Genomic DNA, 15835 nt, shown 5'->3' with positions numbered 1-15835 from the left:
GCAACGTTCAATTCCATAGTTTCATTTTGCGAAGGATTTCTTCCGCGATTTTGCGGGCCGCACTGCCGTTTGCCTTCATATCCGCCTCTACGTTCAGGGCAAACACATATTCCTGCCCGTCCTTCTCCAAGTGTCCGACGAACCAGCCGAGCACATCGTTGCGGGGTTCTTCCGACAGGCAGGCTCTCGCATTGCAGGTGCCTGTTTTGCCGGATAAAACGGCATTCCCCTGCTTCTCCAGCACCAGCATTCGTTTGACCAGCCCGCTCGTTTCCGCGGAAAAAGGGAGCCGGTCCCCATACAGCTTCGCGAGAAAATCCACTTGTTCCACGGCTGATATTTGCAGGGAGGAACCTAGCCAGAATGTGTCGATGCCTCCTTGCAAATCCTCGTTACCGTATCCGATCCGGTGAATATAATCCTGCATGGGTCCGCTTCCGATCCGGACGGCCATTTTCTGGTAAAACCAGGTGACCGAATTGGCAAGAGCCGATGCAAGCGTATGATCCTTGTTCCACTCGGGATACCGGTAAGGATGGCCGTCCCACGGAACGACCGTATTCTCATCCACGGCTCCCGTTTCCAGTCCGATCAGGGAACCGGCAATTTTGAACGTGGAGGCCGGCGAAAGTCTTTTCTCGCACTGCGGCGGATTATACACGTAATACGTTTGGTCCTGCAAGCCGTACAGCAGAAAACAGCCCTCATATCCGGCAAATTTCCCGGCCAGATCCAGCGTCTGTACGCGGCCGTCGCGGAGAAGATCAACCGGCTTGCTACCGGCCGGAGGAACGGTTTTTGCGGGCGGGCCGGATTCTTCCGGCTCCGTCTTGATCAGGCACAGCACGGCGAATACCGCCAGGATGACAACGGAGAGTCCAGCCGAGACCCAGACAAATTTTCGCATAATGGATTCCTTTCTTCGGGTGATGCGCGTTTATTTCTTGAAAGTCATGCGGTAAGCGACGGTTTTGTTCCGGTTTCCTTCCGCCATGACTTTGGATGCCAGAAGCTGGCGCCCTGAAGGGCTGAACGCAATCGGATAGCCGGGGAACACGTCCGCCGACAACTGCACCGTCTCCACTGCGGGATCGGGCGATGAGATGAAAAGGCCGCTTTGCCCCGCATGGTCCGACGCCACCGAGTACGCGAACCGGCTTCCGTCCTTCGACCAGCAGGAGTTGTGAAAAGCCGTTCCGCCGGCCACCTGACGTTCTTTTCCCGACTTTACATTGTAAAAAGAAAGCGTGGACCGTCCGGGGCCGCCGGTTCTCACAAGGGCGATCCGGCTTCCGTCAGGCGAAGGAACCGCGGTCTGCACGTGCTCGGCAACCGCCGACACGGCTCCGCCGTCCAGCCGTGCCTCGTACAGGCGGCTGTCTCCGCCGATGTAAAATACGGCGCCGTCCGTCAGCAGCACGCTTTGCGCGCCCGTGGCGGCCGGTACCGGCAGTTTTCGGGTGTGTCCCCCCGTATCCCATACATACAAGCTGCCGTCGAGACCGGCGTACAAAAGATGCGCGTTATCTATCCACCGGCCTTCCTTGACCGGTATGGCGTTCTCTTCGGTAACCCGCACGGGGGTCCGGTCCGACGTCCGGGCCGCGTAGCCTGTCGCCGAAGCGTTCACCCCTTCGGATTCTTTATAAAAAACGGCTGAGCCGTCCGGCGAAAGTTCCGCTTCAACCTGGTTATAAACGGAGCCCGGGAAATAATCTTCTTTCCCCGCGCCGGGCCGGAAAAGTAAAAGTCTCTGCCGGATAAGCGCATTGAGCGAGGACTGCTCGGACTTGGCCATCAGCAGGGTATCTTCATCCACCCAGCCCAGGCCGATCCGATCCTCGTAGCGCTCCAGGGAAATCAGCGCCGCCTTGTTTACGACAAGCTCGTTTTGATTTTCGATGACGGTGATGCTTTTGCCCGCCAGCCGGATCACTTCGCGGCCTTCCGTGCCGCCCGGTGCGCAGCCGGATAGCAGCAGGCCGACGGCTGCGGCAGTCAGCCCCGCTTTTTTACTGAAAATCTTGTACATCTTTAACCTCTCCCCAGGCACAAGCATAACGGGTGATTGTATCGAAAAAGAGCGCCGTTTGTTTCGGAAATGTAAACATTCACGCACTGTCCGCTCCATCGGACTTGCCGGCATCCCCTGGATCTGCTGCGGCTGCTGCATCTGTCGCCGCCGGATGTGCGGCCGCCTCCAGCGTAACCTCGAAAACGGCTCCCGGGCAGCCGGAGAGCAGCTCGATCGTCCCCCCCTGCTTGTCCAGCAGTTGTCTGACGAGAGCAAGGCCGAGCCCCGTCCCTCCCAGCTCGCGGTACAAAGCCTTATGTGCACTCGAAAAAGGCTCGAAAATCGCCGACTTCCGCTCCTCGGGGATACCGATGCCGGTATCGCTAACACGGATTTTCACCTTCCCGTCGTCCTGAAATCCGGTTAACCGGATTTCGCCTCCGGGATGGTTGAATTTAATCGCGTTATCGAGCAGATTGACGAAAATGATCGTCAAATGCTCCCGGTCACCCCGGACATAGACGTCGGGAATATCCGCACGCATTTGCAGGCCGAATTTCCGGGCTTTTCCGTGCATGCGGCTTGTCAGCTCTTCCAGAAACGTTCCAAGGCCGATGATCTCCTCGTGCTCTTGAAACTCGTATAAATCCAGTGCAGCCAGCCGGAGTATGGTGTCCACCATTTCCTGAAGCCGTGCCGTCTCTTTCGCAAGACTCGTTTTGGCCTGCCTCGCCAGTTCCTCATCGTCCTTATACAAGTCAAGCAGATCGAGATAGGCCCTGATGACCGTCAGCGGGGTTTTGAACTCGTGTGAAATCGCCCCGATAAACTCTTTCTGCTGCTTTTCCAGCCGGGTAAGCCTATCAACGGTTTTTTCCAGCTCCGACTGTTTATTTTCCAGGGTTTCGAAGCTGTTACGGATTTCCCGCCCCATCTGATAAATGTTTTCGCTCAGTTCGCCGAGCTCGTCACCGGTTTTGAGCCGTTCCGCGCCGTCGTAGCGTCCTTCACGGATTTCCTGGGTCGAGCGCCGCAATTTCAGAATTCCGCCGGACAACCGGTTGTAATAAAGCGTCCCGGCAGCGAAACTTACGGTAAGAATCAGAATTCCGATAAGGATAAAAAGACGCTGGATAGAAGTGTTGAAGGACTGGTTCATCTCCAGCGAATACTGGAAGCCGACGGCTCCGATCTGTGCCGCCCCGTCGGACAAAGGCGCCAAATAGACGAGCCTGCTCCCGTTGATCTCGTAAGCGGTTTTTCCTTGGATCGCATAGGGAAGCAGATCCCTCACGTCAAGAGATTCCGACGACGGCATGGAATCCCCGGTCTTCTCCGCGTTCATATCGAACAGCATCGTGTGCATGCCGCTCATAAGGCCTAGCTGCCGGGCGAGGCCGTTCCCGAGCACAGCCGTCCCCTCTTCCTCCGGTTTGTCCGCCGGATCAAGCAGCGCCTGACGGATAAACACGTTGGCTGTCTTGGTCTGCTGCTCCAGATAGTCCTCCACCTGCTTCTGCTGCTCCTTGCGTATCCCGTGCAGAACGGCAAAGCCGAGAATCGCGATTGTGAGGAGAAGATGCAGACCGAGGAAAAGCTGTGATTTCCGCTTAACGGTCATCTTCATGATTGTCCGCACGGGCATGCTGAAGCTCTTCCCCGATGGTATCCAGCGACGCTTTGTATCCTACGCCGTGAATCGTAACCAGCATCTGCTGATAGACGGGCCCCAGCTTCTTGCGCAGCCGCTGCAGATGGATATCGACCGTACGGGTTCCGCCGGCGAAATCGAATCCCCAGACCGATTCCAGCAGCTCTTCACGGGTATACACGCGGTCGAGGTGGCGGAGCAGCAGGGCCAGCAGGTCGAATTCCTTCGGCGTAAAAACGAGAATGTCCCCGCCCAGGCTTACCTTCCGTTTGGTCCGGCTCAAAACAAGCTTGCCGTAAGACAAGCTGTCGGGAGTCTCCGTTTCTTCGCTCTTTTTCCTCATTCTTCTGAGCAGGGAATGAACACGGGCAATCAGCTCGCGGATGTCGAACGGCTTCGTTATATAATCGTCTGCTCCCAGTTCCAGTCCGACCAGCTTGTCCAGAATGTCGTTCTTCGCCGTCAGCATAATGATGCCGAGCGAATCGGGGTCTCCGATTTTGCGGCACACCTCGAAGCCGTTCATATCCGGCAGCATCACATCCAGAATGAGAAGCTGCGGTTTCGTCTCTTCTATTTTCCGCAAAGCTTCCCCGCCGGAAGACGCCGTCTCAACGTCAAACCCTTCCCTTTTGCACGCGTAAGAGAGAATGTCGACGATTTGCCTTTCGTCATCGACAATTAAAATTTTATTCATGAAAGCTCCTTTGCCCGGACGCATCCGGTGTGAAAAATTCGCTCTTGTTTCTAGCGTAAGCATTACGATAACCTTCATTATATTTCAAAACGGCGCACATTTTGTTTCAAAAATGTTAACAACGGCAGGGCAGCTTCGCTTCATTCGGGTTGATGCCGGAAAATCGGGCACCGTGCGGCTAAGGCTGACGTTGCAGATGATATCGTCCTTAACGGTCAGGGCGGTCCGTTTTGGACTGAGGCACCCGCAGACCCCGCCCCCCCCCCGGGTTCCATCGGCTCCGTGAAAAATAAAAAAACTCACGGCAATAGCCGTGAGTTCTTCCCGTTCACACTTCGGGGCGACGCACTTTAAATCGCAGCTCTATGCAGCATCTGCCGGCAGGCTCGGAGGCTGCTCAGATCGCACCGATTAGGCGGTCGGTGTGTCTCGCGTTAATCCACTCGCATCCGGAGCGTGGACTCACCGAGGGCGACCTGCTCCATACCTTCCGCATTCTCGTAACGGATCGTGCTGACCAGCACGTTATCGCGGAGAACCTGTTCGTACCGCTGCAAAGCCTCTTTAAGCTGCGGATCCGCATCCAGCACAAGGGTGATGCGCCGGTCGATCGGCAGGTCCAGCTTTTTGCGGTAATCCTGAACGGCGCGGACGACCTCGCGGACGGCCCCTTCCTGCTTGAGCGCTTCCGTCACTTCCGTATTCAAAGCGACGGTAATGCCGTAACCGGATGCGGAAGCGAACCCGGGCTTCGCCGTTTTTTCGACGAGCAGTTCATCCAGCGTCAGGCGAACGCTTTCCCCTTGCACTTCCGTATCCAAAACGCCCTTTCCGACCGCAGCGGCCGCTGCTTCAGGAGCAAGATTTTTCAAATAACCTTGCAGGGGACCGACCAATTTGCCGTATTTTTTGCCGGCGGCTTTCAGGTTCAGCTTCAAAGCAAACTGGACGAAACCGGCATCACTCCGTTCAAGACGGACCTGCTTCACGTTGATTTCCTCCTGGATGATCGCTTCAAATCGCTCCAAAGCAAACTCGCGGTCAAGCGAAATAAGGAGTTCCGACAACGGCTGACGGGTCTTGATCGCCGTTTCGTTGCGGACGCTGCGGGCCAGTTCGACGATTTGCCGCGCCGTCTCCATCTCGTTTTCCAGCCCGGTGTCGATGGCGGCTTCGTCCGCTTTCGGATAGTCGGCCAGATGCACGCTGCCCTTGCCGCCGAGATTACCGTAGACATCTTCGGCGATCAGCGGAGCGTAAGGGGCGATCATCCGCGCCAAAGTAAGCAGCACTTCGTGCAGGGTCTGGTACGCCTCGACTTTGTCTTCGGACATTCCGCTTCCCCAGAAACGGTCGCGCGAACGCCGGATGTACCAGTTGCTCAGCTCATCCACGAACACCTCGATCTGTTTGGCCGGGTTAAGGAAGTCGTTCGCGTCCAGCCCTTTGACGACAGTCGCGAGCGTGCTGTTCAGCCGCGACAAAATCCAGCGGTCCAGCTCGTTGCGTTTCGGCTTTCGTTCGAACGCGTCCGGATTAAACCCGTCGATATCGGCATACAGGGCAAAAAACGCATGTGTGTTATGAATCGTATCGACGATCTTCGATTTCGCTTCCGCCACGATTTGCTTCGAGAAACGTTTGCTGTTCCACGGCGCACTGTCCGACAGAAGTGCCCAGCGGAACGCATCCGTTCCGAATTCTTCGATGATGTTCCACGGGTCGAGGACATTGCCTTTGCTCTTGGACATTTTCAGCCCGTTCTCATCCAGCACGTGGCCCGTAGAAATGACGGCCTTGTACGGAGCCCGGCCGTTATACAGCGTCGAAACCGCCAGCAGGCTGAAAAACCATCCGCGCGTCTGGTCGATGCCTTCGCAGATCATATCCGCGGGATACTGCTCGCCGAACGTCTTCTCGTCACCGAAAGGATGATGATACTGGGCGAACGGCATCGAACCGCTGTCGAACCAGACGTCGATCACTTCCGGCGTTCTCTCCATCACCCCGCCGCACGAACAGCGGAGCTTGACGTCATCCACGTACGGCTTGTGAAGCTCCAGACTCTCATCCACGGGATCGACGGCACGCTCGCGCAGCTCACGGTGGCTTCCCGGAGCAAATTCCTCTCCGCAATCCCCGCATACCCATACGTTAAGAGGCGTTCCCCAGTACCGGTTGCGGCTGATATTCCAATCCACCAGCTCTTCCAGGAATTTTCCGAAGCGGCCTTCGCGGAGATGCCCCGGGTACCAGTTCACTTCGTTGTTGTTCGCGATGAGCTGATCCTTGACCGCCGTCGTCCGGATAAACCAGCTTTCCATTGCGTAATAGAGCAGCGGCGACTTGCAGCGCCAGCAGAACGGATAGCTGTGCTCGTAGCGTTCTTTGGCGAAAAGCAGACCGCGTTCCGACAGCTTTTTCACGATATCCACGTCGCAGTCTTTCACAAAACGGCCGGCGAAATCGGTAATTTCCGAAGAGTAGGTGCCGTCCTGCTTCACGACATGGACAAAATCGATTCCGTGCTGGCGTGTGGTGCGGTAGTCGTCTTCCCCGTGGGCCGGCGCGATATGCACGATCCCCGTACCGCTCGCATCGCTGACATACTCGGCATCTACGACCAGATGGCCTTTGTTCAGGTGCAAATAACCGAAAGGCGGCTCATATGCAGTTCCGACAAACTCGGCCCCCTTATGGACGGAAAGGATTTCCGCTTCGCCTCCGAACACTTTTTCGGCGAGATTCTGCGCCGTCACGTACACTTCCCCGTTATGCTTCACTTTGACATAGTCGAGATCCTTGTTTACCGCCAGCGCCACGTTGGCCGGAAGCGTCCAGGGAGTCGTCGTCCATGCGAGGAAATACTCGTCCGCCGCTTTGCTCTTGAACTTGACCGTGGCACTCAGATCCTTCACATCCTCGTAGCCCTGCGCCACTTCGTGCGAGCTCAGCGTCGTCTGGCAATCCGGGCAGTACGGACTGACACGATGGCCCTTGTACAGAAGCCCTTTCTTGTGGATGGTCGACAGGATATGCCAGACGCTCTCGATGTAATCGTTCGTCAGCGTCACGTACGGATGCACCATATCGGTCCAATAAGCGATGGCCTCGGTAAGCTCGCGCCACTGCTTTTCATACTCGAACACGCTGTTTTTGCACGTCTCCACAAACTTGGCCACGCCGTATTCCTCGATCTCCTGTTTGCCCGAAATGCCCAGCTGCTTCTCTACGCCCAGTTCGACCGGAAGCCCGTGCGTATCCCAGCCCGCTTTGCGGACGACACGATAGCCCGACATCGTTTTATAGCGCCCGATAAAATCTTTGATGACCCGGCCGAGCATATGTCCGATATGCGGCTTCCCGTTCGCGGTGGGCGGACCTTCATAGAAGACGAAGTTCGGCTTTCCTTCCCGGTTCTCGATCGAACGGCGGAACGTATCGTCCTCCCTCCACTGGTTTAAAACGCGCAGCTCGCGGGTTCTTGCTTTTTCTTTAACATCGACCTTGTTCATGTTCAGTCATCCTTTCCGGCTTCGTTCTGAAGACAACAAAAAAATCCCGCCCCGTAAGGGACGAGATTGGTTCTCGCGCTACCACCCTTGTTCCGCCAAAGCCTTGTCGTTCAAGCTATGCGGCACCTCATCTGCGTACGATCATACGCGTCCCTTGTAACGGCGGGATCCCGGGTCAGCTTACTTGCCTGCTTCAGCTTTCCTTCTCGGAGAGGATTTTCTGCTCATTCTTGTACATTGGCTTTCAGCGCGCGGCCAACTCTCTGGGGAACAAGGGATCAGCGTACTCGTTCTCGTCAATGAATTTGTCGGGTTTACTTTCAGATATTCCATTTTTACAGCATTTTCGGCAAAATGTCAACCCGCATTTGTTCTTCCGTGCCGGGCGGCGTATTCGCTGACCTCTTGCATTACATCTATTTTTTTCCAATCGGCACTTGTATGACTTTCCGTAAGGAGGTAGTCTGGAATAGAAAAATGAATCGGCTTTCTATAGAAGGAGGTGCTCCGCATGAATGTTGAGGCTTATTTGAAAAGAATCGGCGCGAGCCGTCCGGCCAAGCCGGATTTGTCTGCCCTGAAGGAGCTTCAGCGCCGTCATATGCTTCACGTGCCTTTTGAAAATCTGGACGTCATCCGTCAAGTACCGATCACGCTGGATACCGCTTCCTTTTACGAAAAAGTGATCGGGCGCCGCCGCGGAGGCTTCTGCTACGAACTTAACGGGCTTTTCAGCACCCTCCTTAGGGAGCTTGGTTTCACGGTGCGCCTCATTGCGGCTACCGTCGCCAAGCCGGACGGAACGTGGGGAATGCCGGAAAGTCATGCGGCCATTCTTGCGGAATTTGACCACCCCTACCTGGTCGATGTCGGTTTCGGCGACTCCGCCCGCTCCCCCGTTCCGCTGGACGGAACGCCCGTGGAGGATGTAAGCGGCGTATACCGGGCCGCAAAAGCAACCGATGCGGACGGCTTGTACGATCTCCAGCGGGCCGGAGAGGATGGGCACTGGATCGCGCTGTACCGCTTCTCGACGGCTCCCCGCTCGCTGGAAAGCTTTGCGGAAGCGTGCGCGTTCAACCAGACGTCGCCGGAGTCCCACTTTACGCAGAAACTGCTCGCGACTAGAGCGACGGCGGCGGGACGCGTAACGATTTCAGGCGACCAGCTGATCGAAACGACCGGAAACGACAAAAGCAAGCGCCCGCTGACTCCGGAGGAGCTGGAGAAAACGCTGAACGGCCGGTTGGGCCTGTTCGTTTGAAAGACGAAAAGCCGGTTGGCTCGATTAGAGCATACCGGCTTTCCGGCGTTTGCCGCCGGGGTGCGGTTTGTGCTTTTCGGATTGCTGTGACGCTTCAATTCGTGTGCTACTCGGCGTCTCGCATAAAACCGACATGCTTTCCGGCGCTGTTGCCAGGGCGCGATTCGGCCTTTCGGATTTGCTGCGGCGCTCCAATTCGTGCGATGCCGGGCGTCTCGCATAAAACCGACATGCTTTCCGACGCTGCTGCCAGGGCGCGGTTCCGGCTTGCCGCAAACGCCCGGAACGCGAATAGCCGGTCTGTTCGCATAGAACGGACCGGCTCATAAGGCGTATTCGGCTTTATCGTTCTTCAGGCGTTTCCCCCGATGCTCCCGCCTGCAGCATACAGCGGGCCTTTCTTATTGCAGCGCCGCCAGCTTGTTTCTCAGCTGCCCCGCCGCAAACATTCCTTCGGCATCGTCCAGGACATCGCCGGGTTTATTTCCTTTGCCGAGGATATAGCCTTCGAAACGAATGCCCATAAAGTCGAAAATGTACTGAAACTGCTGAATCATCGGCAGTCCCTTTATTTCCGGCAGATCGCCTCCTACCGCGATGACAAAAGCTTTTTTGGTGCCCATCGTGTTCTTGAAATCCGGATAATTCCCGTCCCTCATCATCTGCGACCAGCGGTCCACGAAGTTTTTCATGATTCCGGACATGCTGTACCAGTATACCGGCGTGGCAAAAACGAGAAGTTCGGCGGCAAGCACCCGGTCGATCACTTCCTTGTAATCGTCGTTCATCTCGGGAAATCCTTCTTCCGCATGGCGCCCGTCTATAATCGGCCGGATCGTATATTCGTTAAGCCGGATACGGTCTACGGTCAGCCCTTTTAGGGCCTCCTCCGTCAGCAGCTCCGTGTTTCCTCCGGGTCGCGTTCCCCCGTCTATCACTGCGATTTTCATCACTGCGTTCACTCCTTCGATCGTTTGTCGGCAGGTTCACGTCCGTCCATATTTAGGGCGAAAGATTCGCTACCTCAGGAGAAGCGCTCCCTGCTTCCGGTCTTGCCGGATTGCATCTCTCATTTTACAATAAAGAGAACGATCACTTAAGACGATTATTCCGATATTATCAATCGATATATCCGATGAAAGAGAGGTATGGCGATGGAAACGAAACAGCTTCTGACGTTTAAAACGGCCGCCGAAAATCTGAATTTTACCCAGACGGCCCGGATGCTTAATTTTGCCCAATCGAGTGTGACCGCGCAGATCAAAGCACTGGAATCCGAGCTGGGAGCCCCGTTGTTCGAACGTCTCGGAAAGCGGCTCGTATTGACGGAAGCGGGTCGCCAGTTTAAATTGTACGCCGATAAAATCATCACCCTGACGGAAGAAGCCAAGCAGGCCGTCCGCGGGGACGAAGAACAGGCCGGTACGCTTGTGATCGGCGCTCAGGAAAGCCAGTGCACCTACCGTCTCCCCGCGCTGCTCAAAGAGTTCAAGGCCCGGTTTCCGAACGTGAAGCTGGTGTTCAGGCCTTCGAATTCGGATGCCCATGCCAGGGAGCAGCTGCTGGAAGGCGTCCTGGATATCGCGTTTATCATGGACAGCTGTAAACCGAGGGAAACGCTGCATGTCGAAACACTGATCCGGGAGGAATTGAAAATTGTCGCCTCGCCCGAACATCCGCTTGTGGAGATGAAGAAAATCACGCCGAAGGACCTGGAGCACGAAACGCTCCTGCTGACGGAAGCCGGCTGTTCCTACCGGACCATTCTGGAGAGGTCTTTCAGCTCCGTATCCGTCTACCCGCTGAACAAATTCGAGTTTGCGAGCATCGAAGCCATCAAACAGTGTGTCATGTCGGGCCTCGGAATCGCCTTTTTGCCCGGTATGGTCGTAGCGGCGGATCTGCGTGACGGGAAGCTCGCCGAGCTGGCCTGGAAGGCGCCCGAAGACGTCTTGTTTACCCAGATCGCCTGGCACAAGGACAAATGGATGACGCCGCCTCTGCTTGCCTTTATCGAGCTGACTCGGAAGGTCTTTCTTGCCGGAGACAACGGTTCCCCGGTAAATCTTCCGGCGGAGCCGCGGCAAACGCTCACTTCCTGACCGCGAAAACGCGAAGTACTTGGGCGGCAGTCTGTTCCAGCAGCTCGGGAGTACGCCGCATTGCCTCGTCGAGGGACATGGGACCGTTAACGAGGCTGAACACGGCCGTGACCCCCTGCCCGTACAGCTCCCCGATCCCTTCGCCGACGGAACCGGCCAGCACGACAACGGGTACGCCGTGCTTCGCGGCCACGCCCGCCACTCCCGCCGGCGTTTTGCCTCCGGCCGTCTGGGCATCGATGCGGCCTTCTCCGGTCAAGACGAGATCCGCCCCCTTGACGGCTTCCTCCAGTCCCGTCACCGCGGAGACGATGGAAAAGCCCGATTCCGCCCGGGCATTCAGAAAAGCAAGAATGCCCCCGGCCAGTCCGCCCGCCGCGCCGGCGCCGGGCAGCCCGTGCACCGATGTGCCGGTCTCTGCCCGGATCACATCCGCGAAGCGGGCAAGGTTGCGCTCCAGCCGGTCGACCACGTCGGGCGCCGCCCCCTTCTGGGGGCCGAAAACGGCCGATGCGCCGGTCGGGCCCAGCAGCGGGTTGGTCACGTCGCAGGCCAGCGTGAACGTGCAGCCGGCCAGCCGCTTGTCGAGGTTGTCCGTGGATATTGCGGCGACCTCGTCCAGCGCTCCTCCGCCCGCACCGGCCGCAAGAACCGCGCCTTCGCTGTCCAGCAGGTGCACTCCGAGGGCCTGGAGCATCCCCGCTCCCCCGTCATTGGTGGCGCTTCCCCCCAGGCCGAGTATAAACCTTCGGCAGCCTTCATTCAGCGCCTCCAGAATGAGCTGCCCGAATCCGTAAGTGGACGTCAGCAGAGGGTTCCGCTCGGATTCCTGCAGCAGATACAGCCCCGACGATTTCGCCATCTCGATGACCCCGGTCCGGCCGTCGCCGAGTATTCCGAAGACGGAGGGGATGTCTCGGCCCAGCGGGTCCTTCACGACCGTTTGAATAATCCGTCCGTTCGTGCCTTCGACCAGACATTCCAGGGTTCCCTCGCCGCCGTCCGCCATTGGAATAACGGAGGTAATAACGTTCCCTATGCCTGCCAGACGAACGCCCCGTTCCATGGCAAGCCCCGCCGCCTTGGCGGACAGGCTGCCTTTATAAGAATCCGGCGCAATGACGATTTTCAAGAAAATCCGCTCCTTTTTCTTCTAATGGCCGTTAAGCCGTTAAGGTAACAACGGCGACCGGTGTGATTTTGCGGCTTTAAGCACGCTACCTTCGCCGATCAGAACCGTTTTACCGCTGAAGTTCCGTTTAAATCACGTGTCGGCACGGCCGGTCCGTTATAATAACGGCGGCGGTGCCTTCTACCAGAAATTGTTGCACGCCCGGTCCTGCCGCGTCAATGACCCGACCGCGTCGTACGCCTTGGTACCAGGAGCCGTAGGCCGACAGGGGACCCCGACTGCAAAAAAACAGCCCGGCCATAGGCCGGACTGCTTTTTGTCCCGGTTTCGTTACGGAAGCATTTTCACATACTCGCCGTAAACGTAAGCGACGCTTCCTTTATAGGATACTTTCACCCAGCCGTAGCTGCTGCCGAGCACATCCAGAATCGTACCTTTCGGTACGGCGGTTATAATTTTCGCCGTCGCGGAAGCCTTGGTCCGTACATTCAGGAAGTAGGACGTCACTTGCGCCTGCTTCTTAACGACCGGCTGCGGTTTTGGCTCCGGTTTCGGTTCCGGCTTTGGCTCTGGTTTTGGCTCAGGTTTTGGCTCCGGCTTGGGTTCCGGTTTCGGCTGTGGTGCGGTCGGTTCTCCGCTGCCGTTTCCATTCGCTTTAACCGCCGCGTTCAGCTTGCGGTAAAATTCGCCTTTCGTCTTAACGGCATCGAACAGGCTGGCGTTCACCTTTGCTTTTCCGGCAAGAGCGGCGATCTCTTCTTTTGTGACAGGGTCCAAAATATTGATGGACTCCACGTTCGTGTATTTGCCGTCTTCCGTCTTCGGTACCGGGAGGATGCCCGAGTTGATCAGCTCCACCACATCGGCACGCTCGGGGGATGTCGTGTCCACGCCGATAATTTTCCAGTTATCCTGGATTTTCGGCTCGTAGACCCCGTTTTTCACTTCTTTCAGGTAAGCGATCGCGCGGCTGCGGATCGTTCCGCCCATCTCACCGAATGCGGAAGCGTCTTTCGACGACCAGAGCTGTTCGAACTTGCGGCCTTCCAGAGCGCCGCCTTTCGCTTTGAGCGCGTCCATCCGGTACGCATTCATGCCGAGCTTCAAGCTGTCTCCGGCAGTGATAGCGGTGCCGTCCATTTTACGCAGGTTCGTAATGCGGCTTCCGTACGGCTTGGTCAAATCGATGTCATACTTAACCCCGCCGAAGAAATCGTTCGTGCTGTACTTGGATGCGCGGCGTTTTTTGTCAAAGCTGACGGTCACGTCGCCCGGACGGGTAGAGTTGAAATATCCTACCGCCCATTCCATGTAATCCTTCAAATCTTTGCCCGTCACTTTGTATACCGTAATTTCGCCGAGAGCGAACTGGTAATTGTACGCGATATCCTTCTTCTTGATCGGCCCGATATCCAGACGCGCTTTGTCGTTGTCGATCTGGTGCGCAACTACGTCGGCCTTGCTGTAATGCAGCATCACTTCACTAAAAAAGTCCGACAAAGGCGTTTCCTGGATTTGTACGCTCGGAATGCCCTCAATCTCGTTCTTCGGAACGAGGTTTGTTCCTTTCAGCTGCGCCACTTCGATATTGGCGTCCGCCCGCGCGAAGTCGTGAAACGGCTTCAGCGTTTTTTCCAGCTCGGGATCGGAAACGGCTGTTACCCCGCTTGCGTCTTTGACCGGGAGAGCGGCCGCCTTCTTGTCCTTAAGGACCATTTTGCCGTCCTTCTCCGTGAAGGTCAGGTCGATCCGGGAGACATGCGTGCCGTACTTGTCCGGTTCGGCGATCAGAACACCGTTGACGGTCTCCGATTTGACCAGCTTATGCATATGTCCGGCGAAAATTGCGGCCAGCTCCGGATTCGCATTGGCAACGTCCGCGACACCGGTTCCCGGCACGCCGTTCTCGTTCTCGATCCCCATGTGCATGAGACCGATCATCACGTCGACTTTACCTTCCAGCTCTTTGACGGCTTTCTTCGTCTCTTCCACCGGATTCTTGAACTGGATTCCGTCCAGATGGTCGGTTCCCTTCTCAAATTCAGCCGTCATCGGAGTATCCATTCCGATAATGCCGATTTTCACGCCCGCTTTTTCGATAATCGTATACGCAGGGAGGAATCTGTCCCCGTTGTCTTTGTAAATATTGCCGCCGAGCATCTGCCCTTTGTACTGCGAAGTAATCTTTTTGAATACGTCCAGCCCGAAATTGAATTCATGGTTGCCCATAACCCAGGCGTCGTAATTCATTTCATTCATCGCGACCATCATAGGAGACTTCGGCTGGTCGTTGAACAGCTCCGCGGAGTTGTCTTGAATCATGTCCCCGGCATCTACGAGAACCGTGTTCGGATTCTCCTGGCGCACTTTTTTGATCATGGTGAAAAGCTGGGTAAGGCTTCCGTTCGTGTTGGGTCCGTCCAGTGCATAATCCCACGGCATGAATCGACCGTGAATGTCCGAGGTTCCCAGAATGGAAATCTCCGTGTCGGCTTTAGCCGGTTTAACCGGTGCAGCCGTTTCCGCCGCAGCCCGGCCGCTTGTGAAAACGGTTCCGAATAACAGCATAGCGGATACAGTCAGACTCACTGCTTTCTTTGCCTTCATGATGACTCTCCCCTTCGGTGTTGGTAAAGTTGGCGGCCGCTTCCGTTGAAAAACAGCCTCTGCTTCCCGTAAAAGGCTATGCCAATATTTGCTGCCTTTTTGAAACATAGTTCCGATTTTACAACAGAAGCGGCGATTTGAATATGATTTTATTTACGAAACTTTTACAATTGTTTTCAACGCGCCCCGAGATACCGAAATTTCCAGTCAAAAAAACACAGAGCCCGCCGGCCCTGTGTTTTCTCGTTTGTAAATCGGTCTGCCGGCGGCTGCCGCTCGGGACCTTATTTTTTGGCGGAACGGTCACGGGATCATGCCGCCGATCCTATATGCCGAACGTTCGCAGCCGCAATGAGACTCAGTGCCGGCATGGATTTACAGGGCGTTCGTCTTGCCCCGGGAAAATACGTTTTCCAGCGCCAAAACTTGCTTGCCCATGAAGAACAACCCCAGAGACATTCCGAACAGCGCCAGCTCCAGCTCGTAGCCTCCAGCGAACCCAAGGCTCAGTTTTGCCGTAAAGATCGCCACAAGCATAATGACGGCGAAAGCGGCCGCAATCCAGCGCGTGCCAAGCCCGATCAGCATAAGGATGCCTCCCGCCAGTTCGACGACCGCCACCACGTACGCCATAAATCCCGGAAGTCCCAGACTGCCGAAAAACCCGGCAACGCCGCTAAGTCCGCCTTCAAACTTCTGATACCCGTGGACGAGAAAAATCAAGCCGAGCACAATCCGTAAAATAAACGCTCCATACTGCCATTTGTTCATTGAATTCATGTTTAATTTCCTCCTTGGTTTTACACTACAACGCGTAGTGTTTATAGTCGCAAGAACACTACGGAACGTAGTG

At 56.2% G+C, this 15835-nt stretch carries 11 protein-coding genes and 1 other annotated feature; of the genes, 2 read left to right on the top strand and 9 right to left on the bottom strand.

Going from position 1 to position 15835, the window contains the following annotated elements:
• Positions 1–7: 7 nt before the first annotated feature.
• From ABC395_RS11685 to ileS, 5 genes are all read right to left on the bottom strand, one after another.
• Positions 8–907 carry a penicillin-binding transpeptidase domain-containing protein gene (locus ABC395_RS11685; protein ID WP_413003196.1) on the bottom strand — a complete coding sequence of 300 codons (900 nt, stop codon included), beginning with the start codon at positions 905–907 and terminating at the stop codon, positions 8–10.
• 30 nt (positions 908–937) lie between these two features.
• Positions 938–2032: a TolB family protein gene (locus ABC395_RS11680; RefSeq protein ID WP_413003194.1), complete on the bottom strand. Its 1095-nt coding sequence runs from the start codon at positions 2030–2032 to the stop codon at positions 938–940.
• A gap of 79 nt (positions 2033–2111) precedes the next feature.
• Positions 2112–3659 (bottom strand): HAMP domain-containing sensor histidine kinase, encoded by a 1548-nt coding sequence (locus tag ABC395_RS11675; RefSeq protein ID WP_413003193.1) that lies wholly within the window; start codon positions 3657–3659, stop codon positions 2112–2114.
• Positions 3625–4362, bottom strand: a complete 738-nt coding sequence (locus ABC395_RS11670) for a response regulator transcription factor (protein ID WP_413003192.1) — start codon at positions 4360–4362, stop codon at positions 3625–3627. The genes ABC395_RS11675 and ABC395_RS11670 overlap by 35 nt, the downstream gene beginning before the upstream one ends.
• Before the next feature lie 434 nt (positions 4363–4796).
• Positions 4797–7877, bottom strand: a complete 3081-nt coding sequence (gene ileS, locus ABC395_RS11665) for an isoleucine--tRNA ligase (RefSeq protein ID WP_413003191.1) — start codon at positions 7875–7877, stop codon at positions 4797–4799.
• 53 nt (positions 7878–7930) lie between these two features.
• Positions 7931–8186: a binding site (T-box leader), on the bottom strand.
• A gap of 202 nt (positions 8187–8388) precedes the next feature.
• Between ileS and ABC395_RS11660 the strand changes: the two genes are divergently transcribed.
• A complete protein-coding gene (locus tag ABC395_RS11660) occupies positions 8389–9141 on the top strand; it encodes an arylamine N-acetyltransferase family protein (protein ID WP_413003189.1) in 753 nt (250 codons plus the stop codon).
• 401 nt (positions 9142–9542) lie between these two features.
• Here ABC395_RS11660 and ABC395_RS11655 read toward each other — a convergent pair whose 3' ends face one another.
• Entirely contained in the window at positions 9543–10091 is a 549-nt protein-coding gene (locus ABC395_RS11655) for a flavodoxin family protein (RefSeq protein WP_413003187.1), read from the bottom strand.
• 204 nt (positions 10092–10295) lie between these two features.
• Here ABC395_RS11655 and ABC395_RS11650 point away from each other — a divergent pair, with 204 nt between their 5' ends.
• Positions 10296–11243, top strand: a complete 948-nt coding sequence (locus ABC395_RS11650) for a LysR family transcriptional regulator (protein ID WP_413003185.1) — start codon at positions 10296–10298, stop codon at positions 11241–11243.
• On the opposite strand, the gene ABC395_RS11645 is transcribed toward ABC395_RS11650, so the two are convergent.
• From ABC395_RS11645 to ABC395_RS11635, 3 genes are all read right to left on the bottom strand, one after another.
• Complete coding sequence (locus tag ABC395_RS11645) at positions 11233–12375, bottom strand: glycerate kinase (RefSeq protein ID WP_413003183.1); 1143 nt, start codon at positions 12373–12375, stop codon at positions 11233–11235. The genes ABC395_RS11650 and ABC395_RS11645 overlap by 11 nt on opposite strands.
• A 330-nt stretch (positions 12376–12705) precedes the next feature.
• Entirely contained in the window at positions 12706–14943 is a 2238-nt protein-coding gene (locus tag ABC395_RS11640) for a 5'-nucleotidase C-terminal domain-containing protein (protein WP_487247446.1), read from the bottom strand.
• 414 nt (positions 14944–15357) lie between these two features.
• Complete coding sequence (locus ABC395_RS11635; protein WP_413003179.1) at positions 15358–15762, bottom strand: DoxX family protein; 405 nt, start codon at positions 15760–15762, stop codon at positions 15358–15360.
• Between the last annotated feature and the right edge of the window lie 73 nt (positions 15763–15835).

Source organism: Paenibacillus canaveralius, from assembly GCF_047238265.1.
Lineage (GTDB): Bacteria > Bacillota > Bacilli > Paenibacillales > NBRC-103111 > Paenibacillus_F.
The sequence above is the reverse complement of the archived record's forward strand: the minus strand, read 5'-3'. Positions and strand labels throughout refer to the sequence as shown.